Source organism: Streptomyces sp. NPDC053673, assembly GCF_055585225.1.
Genome location: NZ_JBVJKN010000015.1, coordinates 138,775 through 156,241, shown reverse-complemented (window position 1 = coordinate 156,241; position 17,467 = coordinate 138,775). Strand labels below are relative to the sequence as shown.

Annotated in this window: 16 protein-coding genes; 10 read left to right on the top strand and 6 right to left on the bottom strand. The window is 70.0% G+C overall.

The features are described 5' to 3' along the window. Positions 1-2: 2 nt before the first annotated feature. From tpiA to ACZ6ZQ_RS22260, 7 genes are all read left to right on the top strand, one after another. Positions 3-779: a triose-phosphate isomerase gene (gene tpiA, locus ACZ6ZQ_RS22290; RefSeq protein ID WP_469770239.1), complete on the top strand. Its 777-nt coding sequence runs from the start codon at positions 3-5 to the stop codon at positions 777-779. Positions 780-911: 132 nt separating this feature from the next. Further along, positions 912-1,148 carry a preprotein translocase subunit SecG gene (secG, locus tag ACZ6ZQ_RS22285; RefSeq protein WP_469770238.1) on the top strand — a complete coding sequence of 79 codons (237 nt, stop codon included), beginning with the start codon at positions 912-914 and terminating at the stop codon, positions 1,146-1,148. A gap of 110 nt (positions 1,149-1,258) precedes the next feature. Then, positions 1,259-1,594 (top strand): RNA polymerase-binding protein RbpA, encoded by a 336-nt coding sequence (locus tag ACZ6ZQ_RS22280; RefSeq protein ID WP_453669133.1) that lies wholly within the window; start codon positions 1,259-1,261, stop codon positions 1,592-1,594. Positions 1,595-1,878: 284 nt separating this feature from the next. Further along, on the top strand, positions 1,879-3,498 hold the full coding sequence (gene pgi, locus ACZ6ZQ_RS22275) for a glucose-6-phosphate isomerase (protein WP_469770277.1): 1,620 nt from the start codon (positions 1,879-1,881) through the stop codon (positions 3,496-3,498). Positions 3,499-3,502: 4 nt separating this feature from the next. Further along, positions 3,503-4,003: a PH domain-containing protein gene (locus tag ACZ6ZQ_RS22270; protein WP_469770237.1), complete on the top strand. Its 501-nt coding sequence runs from the start codon at positions 3,503-3,505 to the stop codon at positions 4,001-4,003. Then, positions 4,000-5,505: a PH domain-containing protein gene (locus ACZ6ZQ_RS22265; protein WP_469770236.1), complete on the top strand. Its 1,506-nt coding sequence runs from the start codon at positions 4,000-4,002 to the stop codon at positions 5,503-5,505. Before ACZ6ZQ_RS22270 ends, ACZ6ZQ_RS22265 begins: the two co-directional genes overlap by 4 nt. Before the next feature lie 57 nt (positions 5,506-5,562). Continuing rightward, positions 5,563-6,408, top strand: coding sequence for a poly-gamma-glutamate hydrolase family protein (locus ACZ6ZQ_RS22260; RefSeq protein ID WP_469770235.1), 846 nt, complete (start codon positions 5,563-5,565; stop codon positions 6,406-6,408). 307 nt (positions 6,409-6,715) lie between these two features. Here ACZ6ZQ_RS22260 and pgl read toward each other — a convergent pair whose 3' ends face one another. Genes pgl through tkt form a run of 5 tightly spaced genes read right to left on the bottom strand, consistent with a single transcriptional unit; the run spans position 6,716 to position 13,365 of the window. Continuing rightward, positions 6,716-7,498 carry a 6-phosphogluconolactonase gene (pgl, locus tag ACZ6ZQ_RS22255; RefSeq protein WP_469770234.1) on the bottom strand — a complete coding sequence of 261 codons (783 nt, stop codon included), beginning with the start codon at positions 7,496-7,498 and terminating at the stop codon, positions 6,716-6,718. Further along, the gene (gene opcA / locus ACZ6ZQ_RS22250; RefSeq protein ID WP_469770233.1) at positions 7,495-8,532 is read right to left on the bottom strand and encodes a glucose-6-phosphate dehydrogenase assembly protein OpcA; all 1,038 of its coding nucleotides are present in this window, start codon (positions 8,530-8,532) and stop codon (positions 7,495-7,497) included. Before opcA ends, pgl begins: the two co-directional genes overlap by 4 nt. Then, positions 8,529-10,061 (bottom strand): glucose-6-phosphate dehydrogenase, encoded by a 1,533-nt coding sequence (gene zwf / locus ACZ6ZQ_RS22245; RefSeq protein WP_469770232.1) that lies wholly within the window; start codon positions 10,059-10,061, stop codon positions 8,529-8,531. Before zwf ends, opcA begins: the two co-directional genes overlap by 4 nt. A 6-nt stretch (positions 10,062-10,067) precedes the next feature. Further along, complete coding sequence (tal, locus tag ACZ6ZQ_RS22240) at positions 10,068-11,210, bottom strand: transaldolase (protein ID WP_469770231.1); 1,143 nt, start codon at positions 11,208-11,210, stop codon at positions 10,068-10,070. A gap of 34 nt (positions 11,211-11,244) precedes the next feature. Then, positions 11,245-13,365, bottom strand: a complete 2,121-nt coding sequence (gene tkt / locus ACZ6ZQ_RS22235; RefSeq protein WP_469770230.1) for a transketolase — start codon at positions 13,363-13,365, stop codon at positions 11,245-11,247. A gap of 361 nt (positions 13,366-13,726) precedes the next feature. Between tkt and ACZ6ZQ_RS22230 the strand changes: the two genes are divergently transcribed. The 3 genes from ACZ6ZQ_RS22230 (at position 13,727) to ACZ6ZQ_RS22220 (ending at position 16,331) form a co-directional block, all read left to right on the top strand. After that, positions 13,727-14,674: a heme o synthase gene (locus ACZ6ZQ_RS22230; RefSeq protein WP_469770229.1), complete on the top strand. Its 948-nt coding sequence runs from the start codon at positions 13,727-13,729 to the stop codon at positions 14,672-14,674. A gap of 131 nt (positions 14,675-14,805) precedes the next feature. Continuing rightward, the gene (locus ACZ6ZQ_RS22225) at positions 14,806-15,159 is read left to right on the top strand and encodes a hypothetical protein (protein ID WP_469770228.1); all 354 of its coding nucleotides are present in this window, start codon (positions 14,806-14,808) and stop codon (positions 15,157-15,159) included. A gap of 89 nt (positions 15,160-15,248) precedes the next feature. After that, positions 15,249-16,331, top strand: coding sequence for an amidohydrolase family protein (locus ACZ6ZQ_RS22220; RefSeq protein WP_469770227.1), 1,083 nt, complete (start codon positions 15,249-15,251; stop codon positions 16,329-16,331). Positions 16,332-16,397: 66 nt separating this feature from the next. Here ACZ6ZQ_RS22220 and ACZ6ZQ_RS22215 read toward each other — a convergent pair whose 3' ends face one another. Next, entirely contained in the window at positions 16,398-17,375 is a 978-nt protein-coding gene (locus ACZ6ZQ_RS22215; RefSeq protein WP_469770226.1) for a COX15/CtaA family protein, read from the bottom strand. Positions 17,376-17,467: the final 92 nt, after the last annotated feature.

The following is a 17,467-nucleotide window of genomic DNA, read 5'->3' as shown; positions in this document are numbered from 1 at the left end:
TCATGAGTACGCGTACCCCGCTCATGGCGGGCAACTGGAAGATGAACCTCAACCACCTCGAGGCCATCGCCCACGTCCAGAAGCTCGCGTTCGCCCTGGCGGACAAGGACTACGACGCCGTCGAGGTCGCCGTCCTGCCCCCGTTCACCGACCTGCGCTCGGTGCAGACCCTGGTGGACGGGGACAAGCTCAAGATCAAGTACGGTGCCCAGGACATCTCGGCGCACGACTCCGGTGCGTACACCGGTGAGATCTCGGGCCTCATGCTCGCCAAGCTGAAGTGCACCTACGTCGCGGTCGGTCATTCCGAGCGACGCCAGTACCACGGCGAGTCCGACGAGCTGTGCAACGCCAAGGTGAAGGCCGCCTACAAGCACGGCCTGACCCCGATCCTCTGCGTCGGCGAGGGCCTGGACATCCGCAAGGCCGGCCAGCAGGTCCAGTACACGCTGAACCAGATCGACGGCGGTCTGAAGGACATCCCGGCCGAGCAGGCCGAGTCCATCGTGATCGCGTACGAGCCGGTCTGGGCCATCGGCACGGGCGAGGTCGCCACCCCCGAGGACGCCCAGGAGGTCTGCGGGGCGATCCGCGGCCGGCTCGCCGAGCTGTACTCGCAGGAACTGGCCGACAAGGTGCGGATCCAGTACGGCGGCTCGGTGAAGGCCGGGAACGTCGCGGCGATCATGGCGCAGCCCGATGTGGATGGTGCACTGGTCGGCGGGGCCGCGCTGGACTCGGACGAGTTCGTCAGGATCGTCCGGTTCCGCGACCAGTGAGTAGGCCGTAGAGGCGATCCGTCGTACCCTTGCGGGGGCCGAGGCTTTCGGGCCCGGCCCCCGTCTCCTTGAGCAGTTGTTCAGTTTGATCAGTTGTTCAGTCTCATCCCGTCCGAGGAAGTTGGTCCAGCCGTGATTATGGGGTTCTCGATCGCCCTGATCGTCTTCAGCCTGCTGCTGATGCTGCTGGTGCTGATGCACAAGGGGAAGGGCGGCGGCCTCTCCGACATGTTCGGTGGCGGCATGCAGTCGTCCGTCGGCGGCTCCTCGGTCGCCGAGCGCAACCTCGACCGCATCACCGTCGTGATCGGTCTGCTGTGGTTCGCGTGCATTGTCGTACTTGGTCTGCTGATGAAGCTGGGAAGCTGACCCACCGAAGGCGTCCCAGGGGTGGGGGTGTAACTCCAATCACTGGACGCGCGTTGGGCCTTACGTAGACTGGGGCATCTTCGAGCACCATCACGCAGGGAGTTACGACCGTGGCAAGTGGCAACGCGATCCGGGGAAGCCGGGTCGGAGCGGGGCCGATGGGGGAGGCCGAGCGGGGCGAGTCCGCACCGCGTCTCCGCATCTCCTTCTGGTGCTCGAACGGGCACGAGACGCAGCCGAGCTTCGCCAGTGACGCACAGGTTCCGGAGCACTGGGACTGCCCGCGGTGCGGGTTCCCGGCCGGTCAGGACCGGGAGAATCCGCCGGACCCGCCGCGCACCGAGCCGTACAAGACGCATCTGGCGTACGTACGCGAGCGGCGCAGCGACGCGGACGGGGAGGCGATCCTCGCCGAGGCGCTGGCCAAGCTCCGGGGCGAGATCTGAGCGGCTGACGCTCAGCAGCAGACAACGCATCGGGCCCGGCCCACGCAGGAATCGACCGATTCCCGCGTGGGCCGGGCCCGATGCGTTGTCTGCCGGCCTGTTCAGCCTCGCCGTCGCGTCGCCGTCCCCTCAGATCAATTAGGTTGGTGCTGCAGCGGGGCACGCAGGCAGGTACGAGAAGAAGTGGGCTGATGTCCAGAATGAACGCGAATGAGGGGTACGCGCGAAGCGCTTCGAACAAGGGCGGTGGTGGGCGACGGGTGGGACGTACCCGGCTCAACCGGATGCCCGAGTGGGCCGCTCTCGGCAAGCACCGTGAGCAGCTGGCCGACACACATCTGCGGGAGCTGTTCGCCGCCGACGCCGACCGGGGCAGCCGGTACACCCTCCAGGTCGGCGACCTCCACCTCGACTACTCCAAGCACCTGGTGACCGACGAGACGCTGGCGCTGTTGCGCGAGCTGGCCGCGGCCACCGATGTCACGGGGCTGCGGGACGCCATGTTCCGCGGCGAGAAGATCAACATCACCGAGCAGCGCGCCGTGCTGCACACGGCGCTGCGCGCGCCCCGTGACGCCGTCATCGAGGTCGACGGTGAGGACGTGGTGCCCGGGGTGCACGCCGTGCTCGACAAGATGAGCGCGTTCTCCGAGCGGATCCGCTCGGGCAGCTGGACCGGCCACACCGGAAAGCCCATCAAGAACGTCGTCAACATCGGCATCGGCGGCTCCGACCTCGGCCCGGCGATGGCGTACGAGGTGCTGCGCTCCTACACCGCACGGGATCTGACGTTCCGCTTCGTCTCGAACGTGGACGGGGCCGATCTGCACGAGGCGGTGCGCGACCTCGACGCCGCCGAGACGCTGTTCATCATCGCGTCCAAGACGTTCACCACGATCGAGACCATCACCAACGCGACGTCCGCCCGCGACTGGCTGCTCACCGAGCTGAAGGCCGGCCAGGACGCCGTCGCCAAGCACTTCGTGGCCCTGTCGACGAACGCCGAGAAGGTCGACGAGTTCGGCATCGACACGGCGAACATGTTCGAGTTCTGGGACTGGGTGGGCGGGCGCTACTCGTACGACTCGGCCATCGGGCTCTCGCTGATGATCGCCATCGGCCCGGACCGCTTCCGCGAGATGCTCGGCGGATTCCACCTCGTCGACGAGCACTTCCGCACCGCACCGCCGGAGGAGAACGCGCCACTGCTGCTCGGCCTGCTGGGCGTCTGGTACGGCGGGTTCTTCGACGCCCAGTCGCACGCGGTGCTGCCGTACTCGCACTACCTGAGCAAGTTCACCGCGTACCTGCAGCAGCTGGACATGGAGTCCAACGGCAAGTCCGTCGACCGTGACGGCAACCGCGTCGACTGGCAGACCGGACCCGTCGTCTGGGGCACGCCCGGCACCAACGGGCAGCACGCGTACTACCAGTTGATCCACCAGGGGACGAAGCTCATCCCGGCCGACTTCATCGGCTTCGCTCAGCCCGTCCCGGACCTGCTGCCGGGACTGGTCGCCCAGCACGACCTGCTGATGGCCAACTTCTTCGCCCAGACGCAGGCGCTGGCCTTCGGCAAGACCCCCGACGAGGTACGGGCGGAGGGCGTCGCGGAGGAGCTGGTGCCGCACAAGACGTTCGCCGGCAACCACCCGACGACCACGATCCTGGCGAACGAGCTGACCCCGTCCGTCCTCGGCCAGCTCATCGCACTCTACGAACACAAGGTGTTCGTCCAGGGAGCCGTCTGGAACATCGACTCCTTCGACCAGTGGGGCGTCGAGCTCGGCAAGGTGCTGGCCAAGCGGATCGAGCCCGTCCTCACCGAGGGACGCGGCGGCGAGGACCTCGACAGTTCGACCGCCGCGCTGGTGGCCACGTACCGCTCACTGCGCGGCCGCTGATCCGATGACGGGGGAGGAGACCGTGCGGCTGCGGCCGCCGGACAACGCACTGAACGAACGGGCCGTCGGCTGGTGGCGGGTGCAGTGCCTGCTGACGACCGTCGTACCGGTGACGGTACTCGGCCTGCTGGGGGCGTTCATCGCGCCCGCCAGGACCTGGCTGCTGGTGGCAGCCGGTGTCGCGGCGGTCCTCGGGCTGGCAGGCACGGTCTTCTTCCCCTCCTGGTGGTACCGGGTGCACCGCTGGGAGGTCACGGACGAAGCGGTGTACGTCCGGACCGGCGCCCTCTGGCAGGAGTGGCGGATCGCCCCCATGTCCCGGATCCAGACCGTGGACACCGTGCGAGGCCCCTTGGAGCAGGCCTTCCGGCTCGCCACCGTCACCGTCACCACCGCCTCCTCCAAGGGCGCGATCAGGATCGAGGGGCTGGACCACGAGCTGGCGGCGGAGCGGGCCGAGCAGCTGACCCGGATCACCCAGGCCACGCCCGGGGACGCCACATGAGCGACGGCTGGCTGCGGCTCGACCGGCGTACCGTCCTCGTCACGGCCGTGGTCCTGACCGGAGTCGCGGGTGGCGCCGGGCTGCCGGTCCTGTTCGGCCTCGCGCGCGGCATACCGTGGTGGCAGGCCCTCGGCTGGGTGCTGGCAGGCGCCGCCGTCCTCGTCGCGGGCGGCTCGGCCGCGGACTATGTACGGTGGCGGCGCACGCGGTACCGCATCGGGCCCGAGCGCGCCGAACTCCACACCGGTCTGCTGCTGATAAAGCGCCGCTCGCTGGCCCGCGAGCGCATCCGCAGCGTCGATCTGACGGCCAATCCGCTGCAGCGACTGCTCGGTCTCGTCAAGGTACGGATCGGCACCGGCGAGCACACCGGCGGTGGGGAGTCCACCCTGGAACTCGATCCGGTCACCAGGCCGGAGGGCGAACGGCTGCGCCGTGAGCTGCTGGCCCGCGCCGCCGTCGCCGCCCCTGGCACCCACCGGGAGGGCGAGCTGGCCACCCTCGATCCCCGCTGGATCCGGTACGCACCGGTGTCGTTCGTCGCCCCGCTGCTCGGCGGAGCGGCCGCCGGTGCGGTGATGCAGGTCAGCGAATGGTTCGGCGTGCAGAGTGAGGTCATCGACTGGATCGGCGAGCAGTTCCGGGGCACCCCGGTCGTCTGGACCGTCGTCGTGCTGGCCCTCGGGGCCCTGGTCGCAGGAGTCGTCGGCGCGCTCGGGCTCTGGATCGAGATGTGGTTCAACTACCGGCTGGAACGGGAGCCGGGCGGCACCCTGCGGGTCCGCCGCGGACTGTTCACCGCCCGCTCGCTCTCCATCGAGGAGCGACGGCTGCGCGGAGTGGAGCTCGTCGAGCCCCTCGGTGTAAGGATGCTCGGCGCGGCACGGGTGGACGCGGTCGCGACGGGGCTCGTCCAGGAGCAGGACGACCAGCACGCCGACCACAAGACGCTTCTGCCGCCCGCGCCACGCTCCGTCGCCGACGATGTGACGGCGCTGGTGCTGCGCGAGTCCGGCCCGCCGACGAGCGTCGCGCTCACCGCTCATCCGCGCGCGGCACGTGCCCGCAGGCTGCGCTGGGCGCTCACCGCAGCACTCGTCCCGCTCCTCGTGCTCACGCTCCTGGGCCTGCTGCTCACGGACGTGCTGTGGTACGTCGCGGCCGCGTGCGCGGTGGTGTTCCTGCCGCTCGCGGTGCTCCTCGCACTGGACGCGTACCGCAGTCTGGGCCACGCCGTCGACGGCGACTATCTGCTCGCCCGCTCCGGGACCGTCCGGCGTGGGACGGTCGCGCTGCAACGCGGCGCGGTCATCGGCTGGACGCTCAAACAGTCCTGGTTCCAGCGCCGTGCCGGAGTCCTCACCCTGACCGCGACCACGGCGGCGGGCGACGGGGCGTACTCGGCGTACGACGCCGACGAGCACGAGGTCCTCGACTTCGCCTCCCGCGCAGTCCCGGGCCTGCTGGAGCCGTTCCTGGAGCGACCGGAACGCACGGTGTGAGGCATCCCACTCCCGGAGCGGAAATCGGTGCCTCGACTCACCGCGATCATGACATGCATGCCTTATGCCAACCGCCGCACCGTACTGGCCGGCCTCGCCGGCGCCGCACTCAGCGCCTCCGTACTCAACACCTTTGCCGCCGCCCCCGCGTACGCCGCCGACCTCTACGCGTCGAACACCGACCTCTACACGAAGCTCGCCGGCAAGGAGGGCACGGACTTCGCCCGGCGCTACAAGCGCCATGAGCTGTTCGACAACAGCGACAGCCTGAGATACCCGTTCAACCGGACCACGATCATGGCCCTCCACGGCGGTGGCATCGAGGGGGGTACGTCCGAGCTGTGCCTGGCGATAGCGGGCTACCACCCGGCCACGCTCGCCGTGCAGCCGGCGGGCGGCCCGGTCCACGACTACTGGATGTTCGAGGGTGTGCGCGCGTCCAACAACAGCGAGCTGCACGTCACCTCGACGAACAACGACGACCGGTCCGCCCTGTCCTTGGCCGCGGGCAGCCTCAATGTGCTGAGCCTGCACGGCTGTACGGCGGCCCAGGCCGGTGCGTCCGCGGGAGTGCCCGAGGCGGTCGTCGTCGGCGGCCTCAACACCCACTTCAAGACGTATCTGCACGAGGAGTTCCAGGCCGCCGGGTTCCAGACCATCGACGGCTCGACGGTTCCCGCTCTCGCGGGCGAGGACCCGGCCAACATCTGCAACAAGACCCTGCTCGGCAAGGGTGCCCAGCTGGAGATGACCACCGAGCTGCGCCAGAGCATGTTCGACACGGGCTACTTCACCCGGCTCGGACGGCCGACCCACACCAATGCCGTCTTCGACGCCTTCGTCGCCGCCGCCCGCAAGGCCATCGCACGCCTGGAGGCCCGCCCGGACCAGGTCATCCTCTGATCCGCTGACGATCCCCCGACACCGAAGGCCCGGTTCGCCAAGGAGGCGAACCGGGCCTTCGTACGACGGAGCCGACGACTAGGGCCTGTCCGGGCGATCTTCGAGGACCAGGCCGCGGCGTCGGATGCATGGGGTCTCCCCAGGCCCGGAGGGCTGAGGGGACGCATCGCAAGGCGGTGGCGGCACCTCCCAGCGGTAGCTGGGGGAGATCGCCCTCGTACTGGACGTACTTGGGCGACTCCGACAACGCAGCGAGGTGCCGTAGCCGGCGCCGCGGGCCCGACAAGATCGCACGGACAGGGCCCAGTCAGGGCGACGCGGGCGGATAGAGGCTCCGCGGAAGCTGCGACGCCGCCGCCGAGTCGAGCAGCCACAGCGTCCGCGACCTGCCGTACGCGCCCGCGGCCGGGGCCTGGATCTCCCCGGCGCCCGACAGGGCGATCGCCGCCGCGTTCGCCTTGTCCTCGCCCGCCGCCAGCAGCCACACCTCACGCGCCGCGCGGATCGCGGGGAGTGTGAGGGAGATGCGCGTCGGCGGCGGCTTCGGCGCACCATGCACACCGACGACCGTGCGCTCGGTCTCGCGGACCCCCGGAAGCTCCGGGAACAGGGACGCGACATGCGTGTCCGGGCCCACGCCCAGCATCAGCACGTCGAACGTGGGCACGTCGCCATGGTCCTCGGGACCGGCCGCGGCGGCCAGTTCCTCCGCGTACGCAGCCGCGGCCGCGTCCGCGTCCTTGCCGTGCGGCCCGTCGGACGCGGGCATCGCGTGCACCCGGGACGGGTTCAGCGGCACCGAGTCCAGCAGAGCCGCCCGGGCCTGGGTGACATTGCGCTCCGGGTCGCCCTCGGGCAGGAACCGCTCGTCACCCCACCACAGATCGAGCCGCGGCCAGTCGATCGCGTCCCGCGCGGGCGCGGCGGCGAGCGCGGCCAGCAGACCGTTGCCGTTGCGCCCGCCGGTGAGGACCACCGACGCGGAGCCGCGCGCGGCCTGGGCGTCCACGATCTTCGTGATCAGCCGGGCCGCCGCGGCCTGGGCCATCAGCTCCTTGTCACGGTGAACGACGAGTTGAGGGGCACTCACTTCGCGGCCGCCTTCTTCGCCGGAGCCTTGGTCGAGGTCTTCGCAGCGGTCCTTTTCGGTTCGGCCGGCTCGGCCGCACCGGCGACGTCGGTCGCCCTCTCCGCCGACTCGTCGTTCAGCCGGTCGACCCCGAACCGCAGCGCCGACGCGTACGTGTCGTCCGGGTCCAGCCGGCGCAGCTCCTCCGCGATCAGCTCCGCCGTGTCACGCCGCTTCAGCGCCACCGCGCGGTCCGGCTGGCCCTCGATGGACAGCGTCGCCAGCGACCCGTCCGCCCGGTCCAGCACGATCGGGCCGCAGCTCGTCGCCAGCCGTACGGCCGTGAGTCCCGGCCCCGGCGACACCAAGCGCTTGACCGGCACCTTCAGCCGGTCCGCGAGCCACATCCCGAGCAGTTCGCAGCTCGGGTTGAACTCCTCGCCCTCCACCTCGGCCGCCGTGACCTCGCACGTCACCTGGTCCAGGGCCGCCGCCAGCATCGAGCGCCACGGCGTGATCCTGGTCCAGGCCAGATCCGTGTCACCCGGGGTGTAGGTATCGGCGCGGGCCGTCAGCTCGTGGATCGGCTGCTCGCAGGCGTACGTGTCGGTCACCCGGCGCTGCGCCAGCGCGCCCAGCGGGTCGGACGCCGGGTCGATCGGCGCGGCCACCGGCCACCACACCACGACCGGAGCGTCCGGCAGCAGCAGCGGCAGGACCACGGACTGGGCGTGGTCGATGACCTCGCCGTACAGCCGCAGCACGACCGTCTCGCCGGTACCGGCGTCCGCACCGACCCGCACCTCGGCGTCGATCCGAGCCTTCGCTCGGTCGCGCGGCGAGCGTGAGACCCGCTTGATGACGACGAGCTTGCGCGAAGGGTGCTCGCGGGAGGCCTCGTTCGACGCCTTCAGCGCGTCGTACGCGCCCTCCTCGTCCGTGACGATGACGAGCGTGAGGACCATGCCGACAGCCGGCGTGCCGACCGCCCGGCGGCCCTGCACCAGCGCCTTGTTGATCTTGCTGGAGGTGGTGTCCGTAAGGTCGATCTTCATGGCCGACGCCAGCTCCGTCCGTCTCGTGCGAGCATTTCGTCCGCCTCGACCGGACCCCAGGTCCCGGCCGGGTACTGCGCGGGCTTGCCGTGCTTGTCCCAGAACTGCTCGATCGGATCGAGGATCTTCCAGGACAGCTCGACCTCCTCGACCCTCGGGAAGAGGTTCGCGTCACCGAGCAGTACGTCAAGGAGCAGCCGCTCGTACGCCTCGGGGCTGGACTCCGTGAAGGACTCGCCGTACGCGAAGTCCATCGAGACGTCCCGGACCTCCATCGAGGTGCCCGGCACCTTCGAGCCGAACCGCAGCGTGACACCCTCGTCCGGCTGGACCCGGATCACCAGAGCGTTCTGCCCCAGCTCCTCGGTGGCCGTGTGGTCGAAGGGCGAGTGCGGGGCGCGCTGGAACACGACCGCGATCTCGGTGACGCGGCGGCCCAGCCGCTTGCCGGTACGCAGATAGAACGGCACCCCCGCCCAGCGGCGGTTGTCGATCTCCACCTTGATGGCCGCGTACGTGTCGGTCTTCGACTTGGGGTCGATGCCGTCTTCCTGGAGATAGCCGACGGCCCTCTCGCCGCCCTGCCAGCCCTCGGCGTACTGCGCGCGAACCGTGCTCGACGCCAGGTCCTTGGGCAGCTTGACCGCGCCCAGCACCTTGGTCTTCTCCGCTGCGAGGGCGTCCGCGTCGAAGGACGCGGGCTCCTCCATCGCGGTCAGGGCGAGGAGCTGGAGCAGGTGGTTCTGGATGACGTCACGGGCGGCGCCGATGCCGTCGTAGTAGCCGGCCCGGCCACCGATGCCGATGTCCTCGGCCATGGTGATCTGGACATGGTCGACGTACGACCGGTTCCAGATCGGTTCGAAGAGGGTGTTGGCGAAGCGCAGCGCCAGAATGTTCTGGACGGTCTCCTTGCCCAGATAGTGGTCGATCCGGAAGACCTGGTCGGACGCGAAGACCTCGTGAACTATCCGGTTGAGTTCCTCGGCGGAGGCCAGGTCATGACCGAACGGTTTCTCGATGACCGCGCGCCGCCAGGAGCCGTTCTTCTGCTCCGCCAGTCCGTGCTTCTTCAACTGCTGCACGACGACGGGGAAGAACTTCGGCGGCACGGACAGATAGAAGGCGAAGTTGCCGCCGGTGCCCTGCGCCCGGTCGAGCTCCTCCATGGTCTTCTTGAGGGTCTCGAACGCGTTGTCGTCGTCGAAGTCGCCCTGGACGAAGCGCATCCCCTGGATGAGCTGCTGCCAGACCTCCTCGCGGAAGGGGGTACGGGCGTGCTGCTTGACGGCTTCATGGACTTCGTGTGCGAAGTCCTCGTCCTGCCACTCGCGGCGGGCGAAGCCGACGAGCGAGAAGCCCGGCGGCAGCAGCCCGCGGTTGGCGAGGTCGTAAACGGCAGGCATCAGCTTCTTGCGGGACAAATCGCCGGTGACGCCAAAGATCACCAGGCCCGACGGCCCCGCGATACGCGGGAGCCGTCGGTCCGCGGCGTCACGAAGCGGGTTAGCTCCGTGTGCGGGAGTCAAGGTGTTTCAGCCTTCCGAAGGAGCGAGGCGCTCGAGCTCCGCCTCCGTCGACTTGAGCAGGTCGTTCCAGGACGCCTCGAACTTCTCGACGCCCTCGTCTTCCAGCAGCTGCACCACGTCGTCGTAGGAGATCCCGAGCTTCTCGACCGCGTCGAGTTCGGCGCGCGCCTGCTCGTACGTACCGCGCACCGTGTCACCCGTGATCCGGCCGTGGTCGGCGGTGGCATCGAGCGTGGCCTCCGGCATGGTGTTCACCGTGCCCGGGGCGACCAGCTCGTCCACGTACAGCGTGTCCTTGAACGCCGGGTCCTTGACGCCGGTCGAGGCCCACAGCGGACGCTGCTTGTTGGCCTGTGCCTTGTCCAGCGCGGCCCAGCGGTCCGAGGGCGGTGTCGATTTGTCGGCAGAGCCGAACACCTCCTCGAACGCCTGGTAGGCGAGGCGGGCGTTGGCGAGCGCCGCCTTGCCACGCAGCTCCTTCGCCTCGTCCGTGCCCAGCGCGTCCAGCCGCTTGTCGATCTCGGTGTCGACCCGCGACACGAAGAACGACGCCACCGAACGGATCTTCGACAGGTCCAGGCCGGCGGCCTTCGCCTTCTCCAGGCCGGCCAGGTAGGCGTCCATGACCTCGCGGTAGCGCTCCAACGAGAAGATCAGCGTGACATTGACGCTGATACCGAGGCCGATGACCTCGGTGATCGCCGGCAGGCCCGCCTTGGTCGCCGGGATCTTGATGAACGTGTTCGGCCGGTCCACCAGCCACGCCAGCTGCTTGGCCTCGGCGATCGTCGCCGCCGTGTTGTGCGCGAGACGGGGATCGACCTCGATCGAGACCCGGCCGTCCTGGCCGCCGGTGGTGTCGAAGACCGGACGCAGCACGTCCGCGGCGTCCCGCACATCCGCCGTCGTGATCATGCGGAGGGCTTCCTCGACGGTCACCTTGCGGGCGGCGAGATCGGCGAGCTGCTGCTCGTAACCGTCGCCGGACGAGATGGCCTTCTGGAAGATCGACGGGTTGGTGGTGACGCCCACGACGTGCTGCTGGTCGATCAGCTCGGCGAGGTTGCCGGACGTGATCCGCTTGCGCGACAGGTCGTCGAGCCAGATCGCCACGCCTTCGTCGGAGAGGCGCTTGAGTGCGTCTGTCATGAGAGTTGCATCTCCTACTAGTCGTATACCGGCGTCAGCGCGCGGCGGCGTCGATCTCATTCAGTGAATCCAGCACAGCCCGGGCGGCGGCAGCCACGGCCTCTGCGGTGAAGCCGAACTCGCGGAAGAGCTCCTTGCCGTCGGCGGACGCGCCGAAGTGCTCCAGCGACACGATCCGGCCGGCGTCACCGACGTAGCGGTACCAGGTCAGACCGACACCGGCCTCGACCGCGACACGCGCCTTGACCGACGGCGGCAGGACGCTGTCCTTGTACGCCTGGTCCTGTTCCTCGAACCACTCGACGGACGGCATCGAGACGACGCGCGTCGGGATGCCCGCGGCCTGCAACTGCTCGCGCGCCTCCACGGCCAGGTGCACCTCGGAGCCCGTGCCGATCAGCACGGCCTGGGGCGCGGCGCTCTGCCCCTCGGGCCCTTCGGCCTCGAACAGGACGTAACCGCCCTTGGCCGCGTCCTCGTTGGGCTCGTACGTCGGCACGCCCTGGCGGGTCAGCGCCAGACCGTGCGGGGCGCCCACACCGAACTTCTTCGTGTAGCGCTTGAGGATCTCCGCCCACGCGATCGCGGTCTCGTTGGCGTCGGCCGGGCGCACGATGTTCAGGCCCGGGATCGCACGCAGCGAGGCCAGGTGCTCCACCGGCTGGTGGGTCGGGCCGTCCTCGCCGAGACCGATCGAGTCGTGCGTCCACACGTACGTCACCGGCAGGTGCATGAGCGCGGACAGCCGCACCGCGTTGCGCATGTAGTCGGAGAACACGAGGAACGTGCCTCCGTAGATACGGGTGTTGCCGTGCAGCGCGATGCCGTTCATCACCGCGGCCATCGCGTGCTCACGGATACCGAAGTGGATCGTCCGGCCGTACGGGTCGGCCTCCGGCAGCGGGTTGCCCTTGGGCAGGAACGACGACGCCTTGTCGATCGTCGTGTTGTTCGAACCGGCGAGGTCGGCGGAGCCGCCCCACAGCTCGGGGATGATCGCGCCCAGCGCCTGAAGCACCTTGCCGGAGGCGGCGCGGGTGGCGACACCATGGCCCGCCTCGAACACCGGGAGCTTCTCCTCCCAGCCGGTCGGAAGCTCGGTCGAGCGGATCCGGTCGAACTCGGCGGCGCGCTCCGGGTTGGCCGCACGCCACTCGGCGAAGCTCTTGTCCCACTCGCTCCGGGCGTCACGGCCGCGGTCGAGGGCCTGGCGGGTGTGCGCGAGGACCTCGTCGGTGACCTCGAAGGTCTTCTCCGGGTCGAAGCCCAGGACGCGCTTGGTGGCCGCGACCTCCTCGTCGCCGAGCGCCGAGCCGTGCGAGGCCTCGGTGTTCTGCGCGTTGGGGGCGGGCCAGGCGATGATCGAGCGGGCGGCGATGAAGGAGGGGCGCTCGGTCTCCTCCTGGGCGGCCTTCAGCGCCGCGTACAGACCGGCCGGGTCCAGGTCGCCGTTCGGCAGCTGCTGCACGCGCTGGACGTGCCAGCCGTAGGCCTCGTACCGCTTGAGCGTGTCCTCGGAGACGGCGGTCTCGGTGTCGCCCTCGATCGAGATGTGGTTGTCGTCCCACAGCAGCACCAGGTTGCCGAGCTTCTGGTGGCCGGCCAGCGCGGACGCCTCGTGGGAGATGCCCTCCTGGAGGCAGCCGTCACCGGCGATCGCCCAGATGGTGTGGTCGAACGGGGAGGTGCCGGGCGCGGCGTCCGGGTCGAACAGACCGCGCTCGTAGCGGGCGGCCATGGCCATGCCCACGGCGTTGGCCACACCCTGGCCGAGCGGTCCGGTCGTCGTCTCGACGCCGACCGTGTGGCCGTACTCCGGGTGGCCCGGGGTCTTGGATCCCCAGGTGCGGAAGGCCTTGAGGTCATCCAGACCCAGGCCGTACCCGGCGAGGTAGAGCTGGATGTAGAGGGTCAGGCTGGAGTGACCCGCGGAGAGCACGAACCGGTCACGGCCGGTCCAGTCCGCGTCGGAGGGGTCGTGGCGCATCAGCTTCTGGAAGAGGACGTACGCCGCGGGGGCCAGGCTCATGGCCGTTCCCGGATGGCCGTTGCCGACCTTCTGTACGGCGTCAGCGGCAAGGACGCGGACGGTGTCCACGGCCCGCTGGTCCAATGCGGTCCACTGGAGGTCTGTGGTGGTCGGCTTGGTGCTCACCCTGGGTCAGGGCTCCTCTCCACATGTTCATGGTCCCGGTGACGAGGGGTGTACCGGGCGCTGTCGAGCCTACCCTCGCAGCAACGCGCGTCCTTTCGAGTGCACGTCTCTTCAGTCGGACACATCAACCAGCCTGCGGGCACGGGCTCGACTTCGCCTCTTGTCTGCGATCCCGACGGTGATTACGCACGGCGCTCCGGCACTGCTCAACACGACCCCACCCCCGCGAAGATCGGCGTGGGGGCAACGTCTAGAGTGGCGTGGTACGCGCAAGTCTTCACCGGGATTCACTCCCCCATAGCCCTTCGGGCATGGGAGGCACCCCCAGGGGCTTGCTGGGAATTCTCTGTCAGGGGTGTGCGTGACGGCCGTCGAGTCCCGACCCTCAGGGGTCGTCTTGACTCCCAGCCCGGGGGGCCATCGTCCGTTCGGGGCCCGCGTCAAGGCATTCGTGGCGCTGACGAAGCCGCGGATCATTGAACTGCTGCTGATCACCACGGTACCCGTGATGTTCCTGGCGGCACAGGGCGTGCCGGACCTCTGGCTGGTCGTCGCCACGTGCATCGGCGGTTACCTGTCCGCGGGCGGCGCCAACGCGCTCAACATGTACATCGACCGCGACATCGACGCCCTGATGGACCGCACCTCACAGCGTCCGCTGGTCACCGGCATGGTCTCGCCGCGTGAGGGCCTGGTCTTCGGCCTCACCCTGGCCGTGGTCTCCACGCTCTGGTTCGGACTGCTCGTCAACTGGCTCTCCGCCGCCCTCGCGCTCGGCGCGCTCCTCTTCTACGTCATCGTCTACACGATGCTGCTGAAGCGGCGCACCGCGCAGAACATCGTGTGGGGCGGGATCGCCGGCTGCATGCCGGTGCTCATCGGCTGGTCCGCCGTCACCAACTCGATGTCCTGGGCCGCCGTCATCCTGTTCCTCGTCATCTTCTTCTGGACGCCGCCGCACTACTGGCCGCTGTCGATGAAGGTGAAGGAGGACTACGCGCGCGTCGGCGTGCCCATGCTCCCGGTGATCGCCTCGAACCGGGTCGTCGCCCGCCAGATCGTCGTCTACAGCTGGGTGATGGTCGTCGTCTCGCTGCTGCTGACCCCGCTCGGTTACACCGGCTGGTTCTACACCGCGGTGGCACTGGTGACGGGCGGCTGGTGGCTCTGGGAGGCGCACGCGCTGCAGAGCCGCGCGAAGGCGGGCGTGACGGGCGGCAAGCTCAAGGAGATGCGGCTCTTCCACTGGTCCATCACGTACGTCTCACTGCTCTTCGTCGCGGTGGCCGTGGACCCGTTCCTGCGCTGAAGCCCGTCCGGTGGATCGGGCCCCGGGGCCTGTCCGGCGGATCCTGTCGGACCCGCGGTCCGGCACCGCGTGGCCCAGGCCACGCGGCCCGGCTGTCGCCAGTCGATCTACCCGCGAGTAGCATCCTGTTCATGGCAGACACCCAGCAGGTCGACGAGACCAAGCCCCAGCACGACGCCCGCGCCGAGCGCAAGGCGGCGAAGCTCGCCAAGCAGATCGGCGCGTTCGCCAAGGCGCACGGCGGCGCCGAGGGCCAGCTCGCCTACATCGGTCAGATGGGCACCCGCATCGTGCTCGTCGGTGAGGACGGCGGCTGGGGCGACCTCGTCGCGCCCACCCACGCCATCGCGGTCAGCGCCGCCGAGAAGTCCGGGATCACGCTGCACGAGTCGTTCGACGGCGAGTTCGCACTGAAGGTCCGCACCGGCCCGTACGAGTGGACCCGCATGGCGGGCATCCAGGTCGGCGGTCCCTCGAACGGCTGAGGCGACCGGCCCGCCCGATCGGGCAACACCTCGCGCGGGGCCCACCCGTTAGGACGTGTGGAAGCACGTCCATCGCTGGGAGCCCCCGGATGATCGATACGCCGTCCTTGGTGGATCAGTACTGCCACGGCGTCCTCCGCACGGAGCTGGGCCTCGGCACCTTCGAGGCCCACCTGGGCAGGACCGCCGGGCCGCCCGCGCCCGGCACCACCTTCTTCGACACCCAGACCGGCTTCGCCGTACGCCGCTGGTGCCCACCGCTGCTCGGTCTCGAACCGCACTGCCCGCCCGCGCGCTATCTCGCCCGCCGCCGGGAGCTGGGCGTCCTGGAATCCGGGAGGCGGCTGCTGCGGGCCACCGGAATCTCCGCCTATCTGGTGGAGACCGGGCTGCCCGGAGACCTCACCGGAGTCCCCGAGATCGCCGCCGCGGGCGCGGCCGACGCCCATGAGATCGTCCGGCTGGAGCTGCTCGCCGAGCAGGTCGCCGACACCTCGGGCACCGTCGACGGCTTTCTCGCCAACCTCGCCGAGGCCGTGCACGGCGCCGCCGGATCGGCCGTCGCCTTCACGTCCGTCGCCGGTGTGCGGCGCGGGCTCGCCCTCGCCCCCGAGCCACCGGGCCCGGGCGAGGTGCGGGGCGCGACGGGGCGCTGGCTGGCAGCACGCCAGGTCGGCGGCCGGCTCACCGACCCCGTACTCGTGCGCCATCTGCTCTGGATCGCCGTGGCATCGGGACGGCCGCTGCAACTGCACGTCGGGGCCGACGACCCGCTGCTGCTCGACGGCTTCGCGGCGGCCACCGCGGGCCTCGGCACCGATCTCGTCCTGCTGCACGGCTACCCGTACCACCGGCACGCCGCGCATCTGGCGAGCGTGTTCCCTCATGTGTACGCCGACGTCGGACCCGCCCTCGCCCACACCGGGGCCGGGGCCGCGTCCGTCCTCGCGGAGATCCTCGAGCTCGCACCGTTCGGGAAGCTGCTGTTCTCCAGCGGGGCGCGCGGACTGCCCGAGCTGCACGTGGTCGGCGCCCGGATCTTCCGGGAGGCGCTGGGGAGGGTGCTCAGCGGCTGGGTGGCCGAAGGCGCCTGGTGCCGAACGGACGCCCAGCGGGTCGCCGAGATGATCGCGGCGGGCAACGCACGCCGGGTCTACGGACTCGCCGGGTGAGGCGTGCAGGCACTCGACGGGTGAGGCGAGAGCGGTCCCGCCCGGGCCCTGCGCCTGTCCGGTGGATCAGGCCGCCGAGGCCGTCGAGAGCTCCTGGTCGGCCTGCCTGGGGCGGCCCGGTGCGGCGAGCGGCCGCTCCCGCAGGCACAGGGCCAGCTTCAGCACCGCGATCCACATCAGCGACGAGCCGAGCATATGGGCCCCGACCAGCACCTCGGGCACGTCGGTGAAGAACTGCACGTAGCCGATCCCGCCCTGCGCGAGCACCACGATCAGCAGGTCACGCGCACGGGCGCGGGTGTCGTCGGGAGCGTCCACCACACGCAGCACCAGCCACATCGCCACGGCGAGCGCGCACACCAGCCAGGCCAGTGCGGCGTGCACGTGCGCGGCGTCCACCCAGTCGAACGGCATCCGCGGCACATCGCTGCTGTCGCCCGCGTGCTTGCCGGAGCCCGTCACGGCCGTACCCACGGCGATCAGCAGCGCGGAGGCTGCCAGCAGCACCCACGAGAGCTTCCGCACCGGGCGGGGGACCCGCGGCCGCACCTCGCTGTCGCCCTCGCCGGCGCGGATCCAGGTGATCGTGGCCACCGTCAGCAGCGCGTTGGCGGCGAGGAAGTGACCGGCCACCGTCCACGGGTTGAGGCCCGCCCACACGGTGATCCCGCCGAGGACGGCGTTGCTCATCACGATCCAGAACTGCGCCCAGCCGAGCCGGGTGAGCCCGCGCCGCCACGGCTTGGTGGAACGCGCCGCGATGATCGCCCAGCCGACCGCCGCGCACAGGACGTACGTCAGCATGCGGTTGCCGAACTCGATCGCACCGTGGAAACCCTGCGCGGGCGTCGCGAAGAGGCTGTCGTCCGTGCACTTGGGCCAGGTGTCGCAGCCGAGACCGGAGCCGGTCAGCCGGACCGCGCCGCCGGTGACGATGATGACCACGCTCATCACGACGGCGACGAGCGCGGCGCGCCGGACGGTCCGGGGGGACGGGGTCCAGCGCTGGGCGATGTAGGCGAGGGGGGTCTGCACGGCGACCATCGTAGGGGGCCCGCTTGTGCACGGATTCACGTGGGTGGGCATGTCCGGACAGACCGCCACGGCTACGGACGTCGGAGCCCCTGCTGCGCCGG

Bases quoted from the DNA above. Each gene is read 5' to 3' on its own strand.
- tpiA (WP_469770239.1), top strand. From the start codon at position 3: ATGAGTACGCGTACCCCGCTCATGGCGGGCAACTGGAAGATGAACCTC.
- pgi (WP_469770277.1), top strand. From the start codon at position 1,879: ATGCCCGAGTGGGCCGCTCTCGGCAAGCACCGTGAGCAGCTGGCCGAC.
- ACZ6ZQ_RS22270 (WP_469770237.1), top strand. From the start codon at position 3,503: ATGACGGGGGAGGAGACCGTGCGGCTGCGGCCGCCGGACAACGCACTG.
- ACZ6ZQ_RS22265 (WP_469770236.1), top strand. From the start codon at position 4,000: ATGAGCGACGGCTGGCTGCGGCTCGACCGGCGTACCGTCCTCGTCACG.
- ACZ6ZQ_RS22260 (WP_469770235.1), top strand. From the start codon at position 5,563: ATGCCTTATGCCAACCGCCGCACCGTACTGGCCGGCCTCGCCGGCGCC.
- opcA (WP_469770233.1), bottom strand. From the start codon at position 8,532: ATGAAGATCGACCTTACGGACACCACCTCCAGCAAGATCAACAAGGCG.
- tal (WP_469770231.1), bottom strand. From the start codon at position 11,210: ATGACAGACGCACTCAAGCGCCTCTCCGACGAAGGCGTGGCGATCTGG.
- ACZ6ZQ_RS22225 (WP_469770228.1), top strand. From the start codon at position 14,806: ATGGCAGACACCCAGCAGGTCGACGAGACCAAGCCCCAGCACGACGCC.
- ACZ6ZQ_RS22220 (WP_469770227.1), top strand. From the start codon at position 15,249: ATGATCGATACGCCGTCCTTGGTGGATCAGTACTGCCACGGCGTCCTC.
- ACZ6ZQ_RS22215 (WP_469770226.1), bottom strand. From the start codon at position 17,375: ATGGTCGCCGTGCAGACCCCCCTCGCCTACATCGCCCAGCGCTGGACC.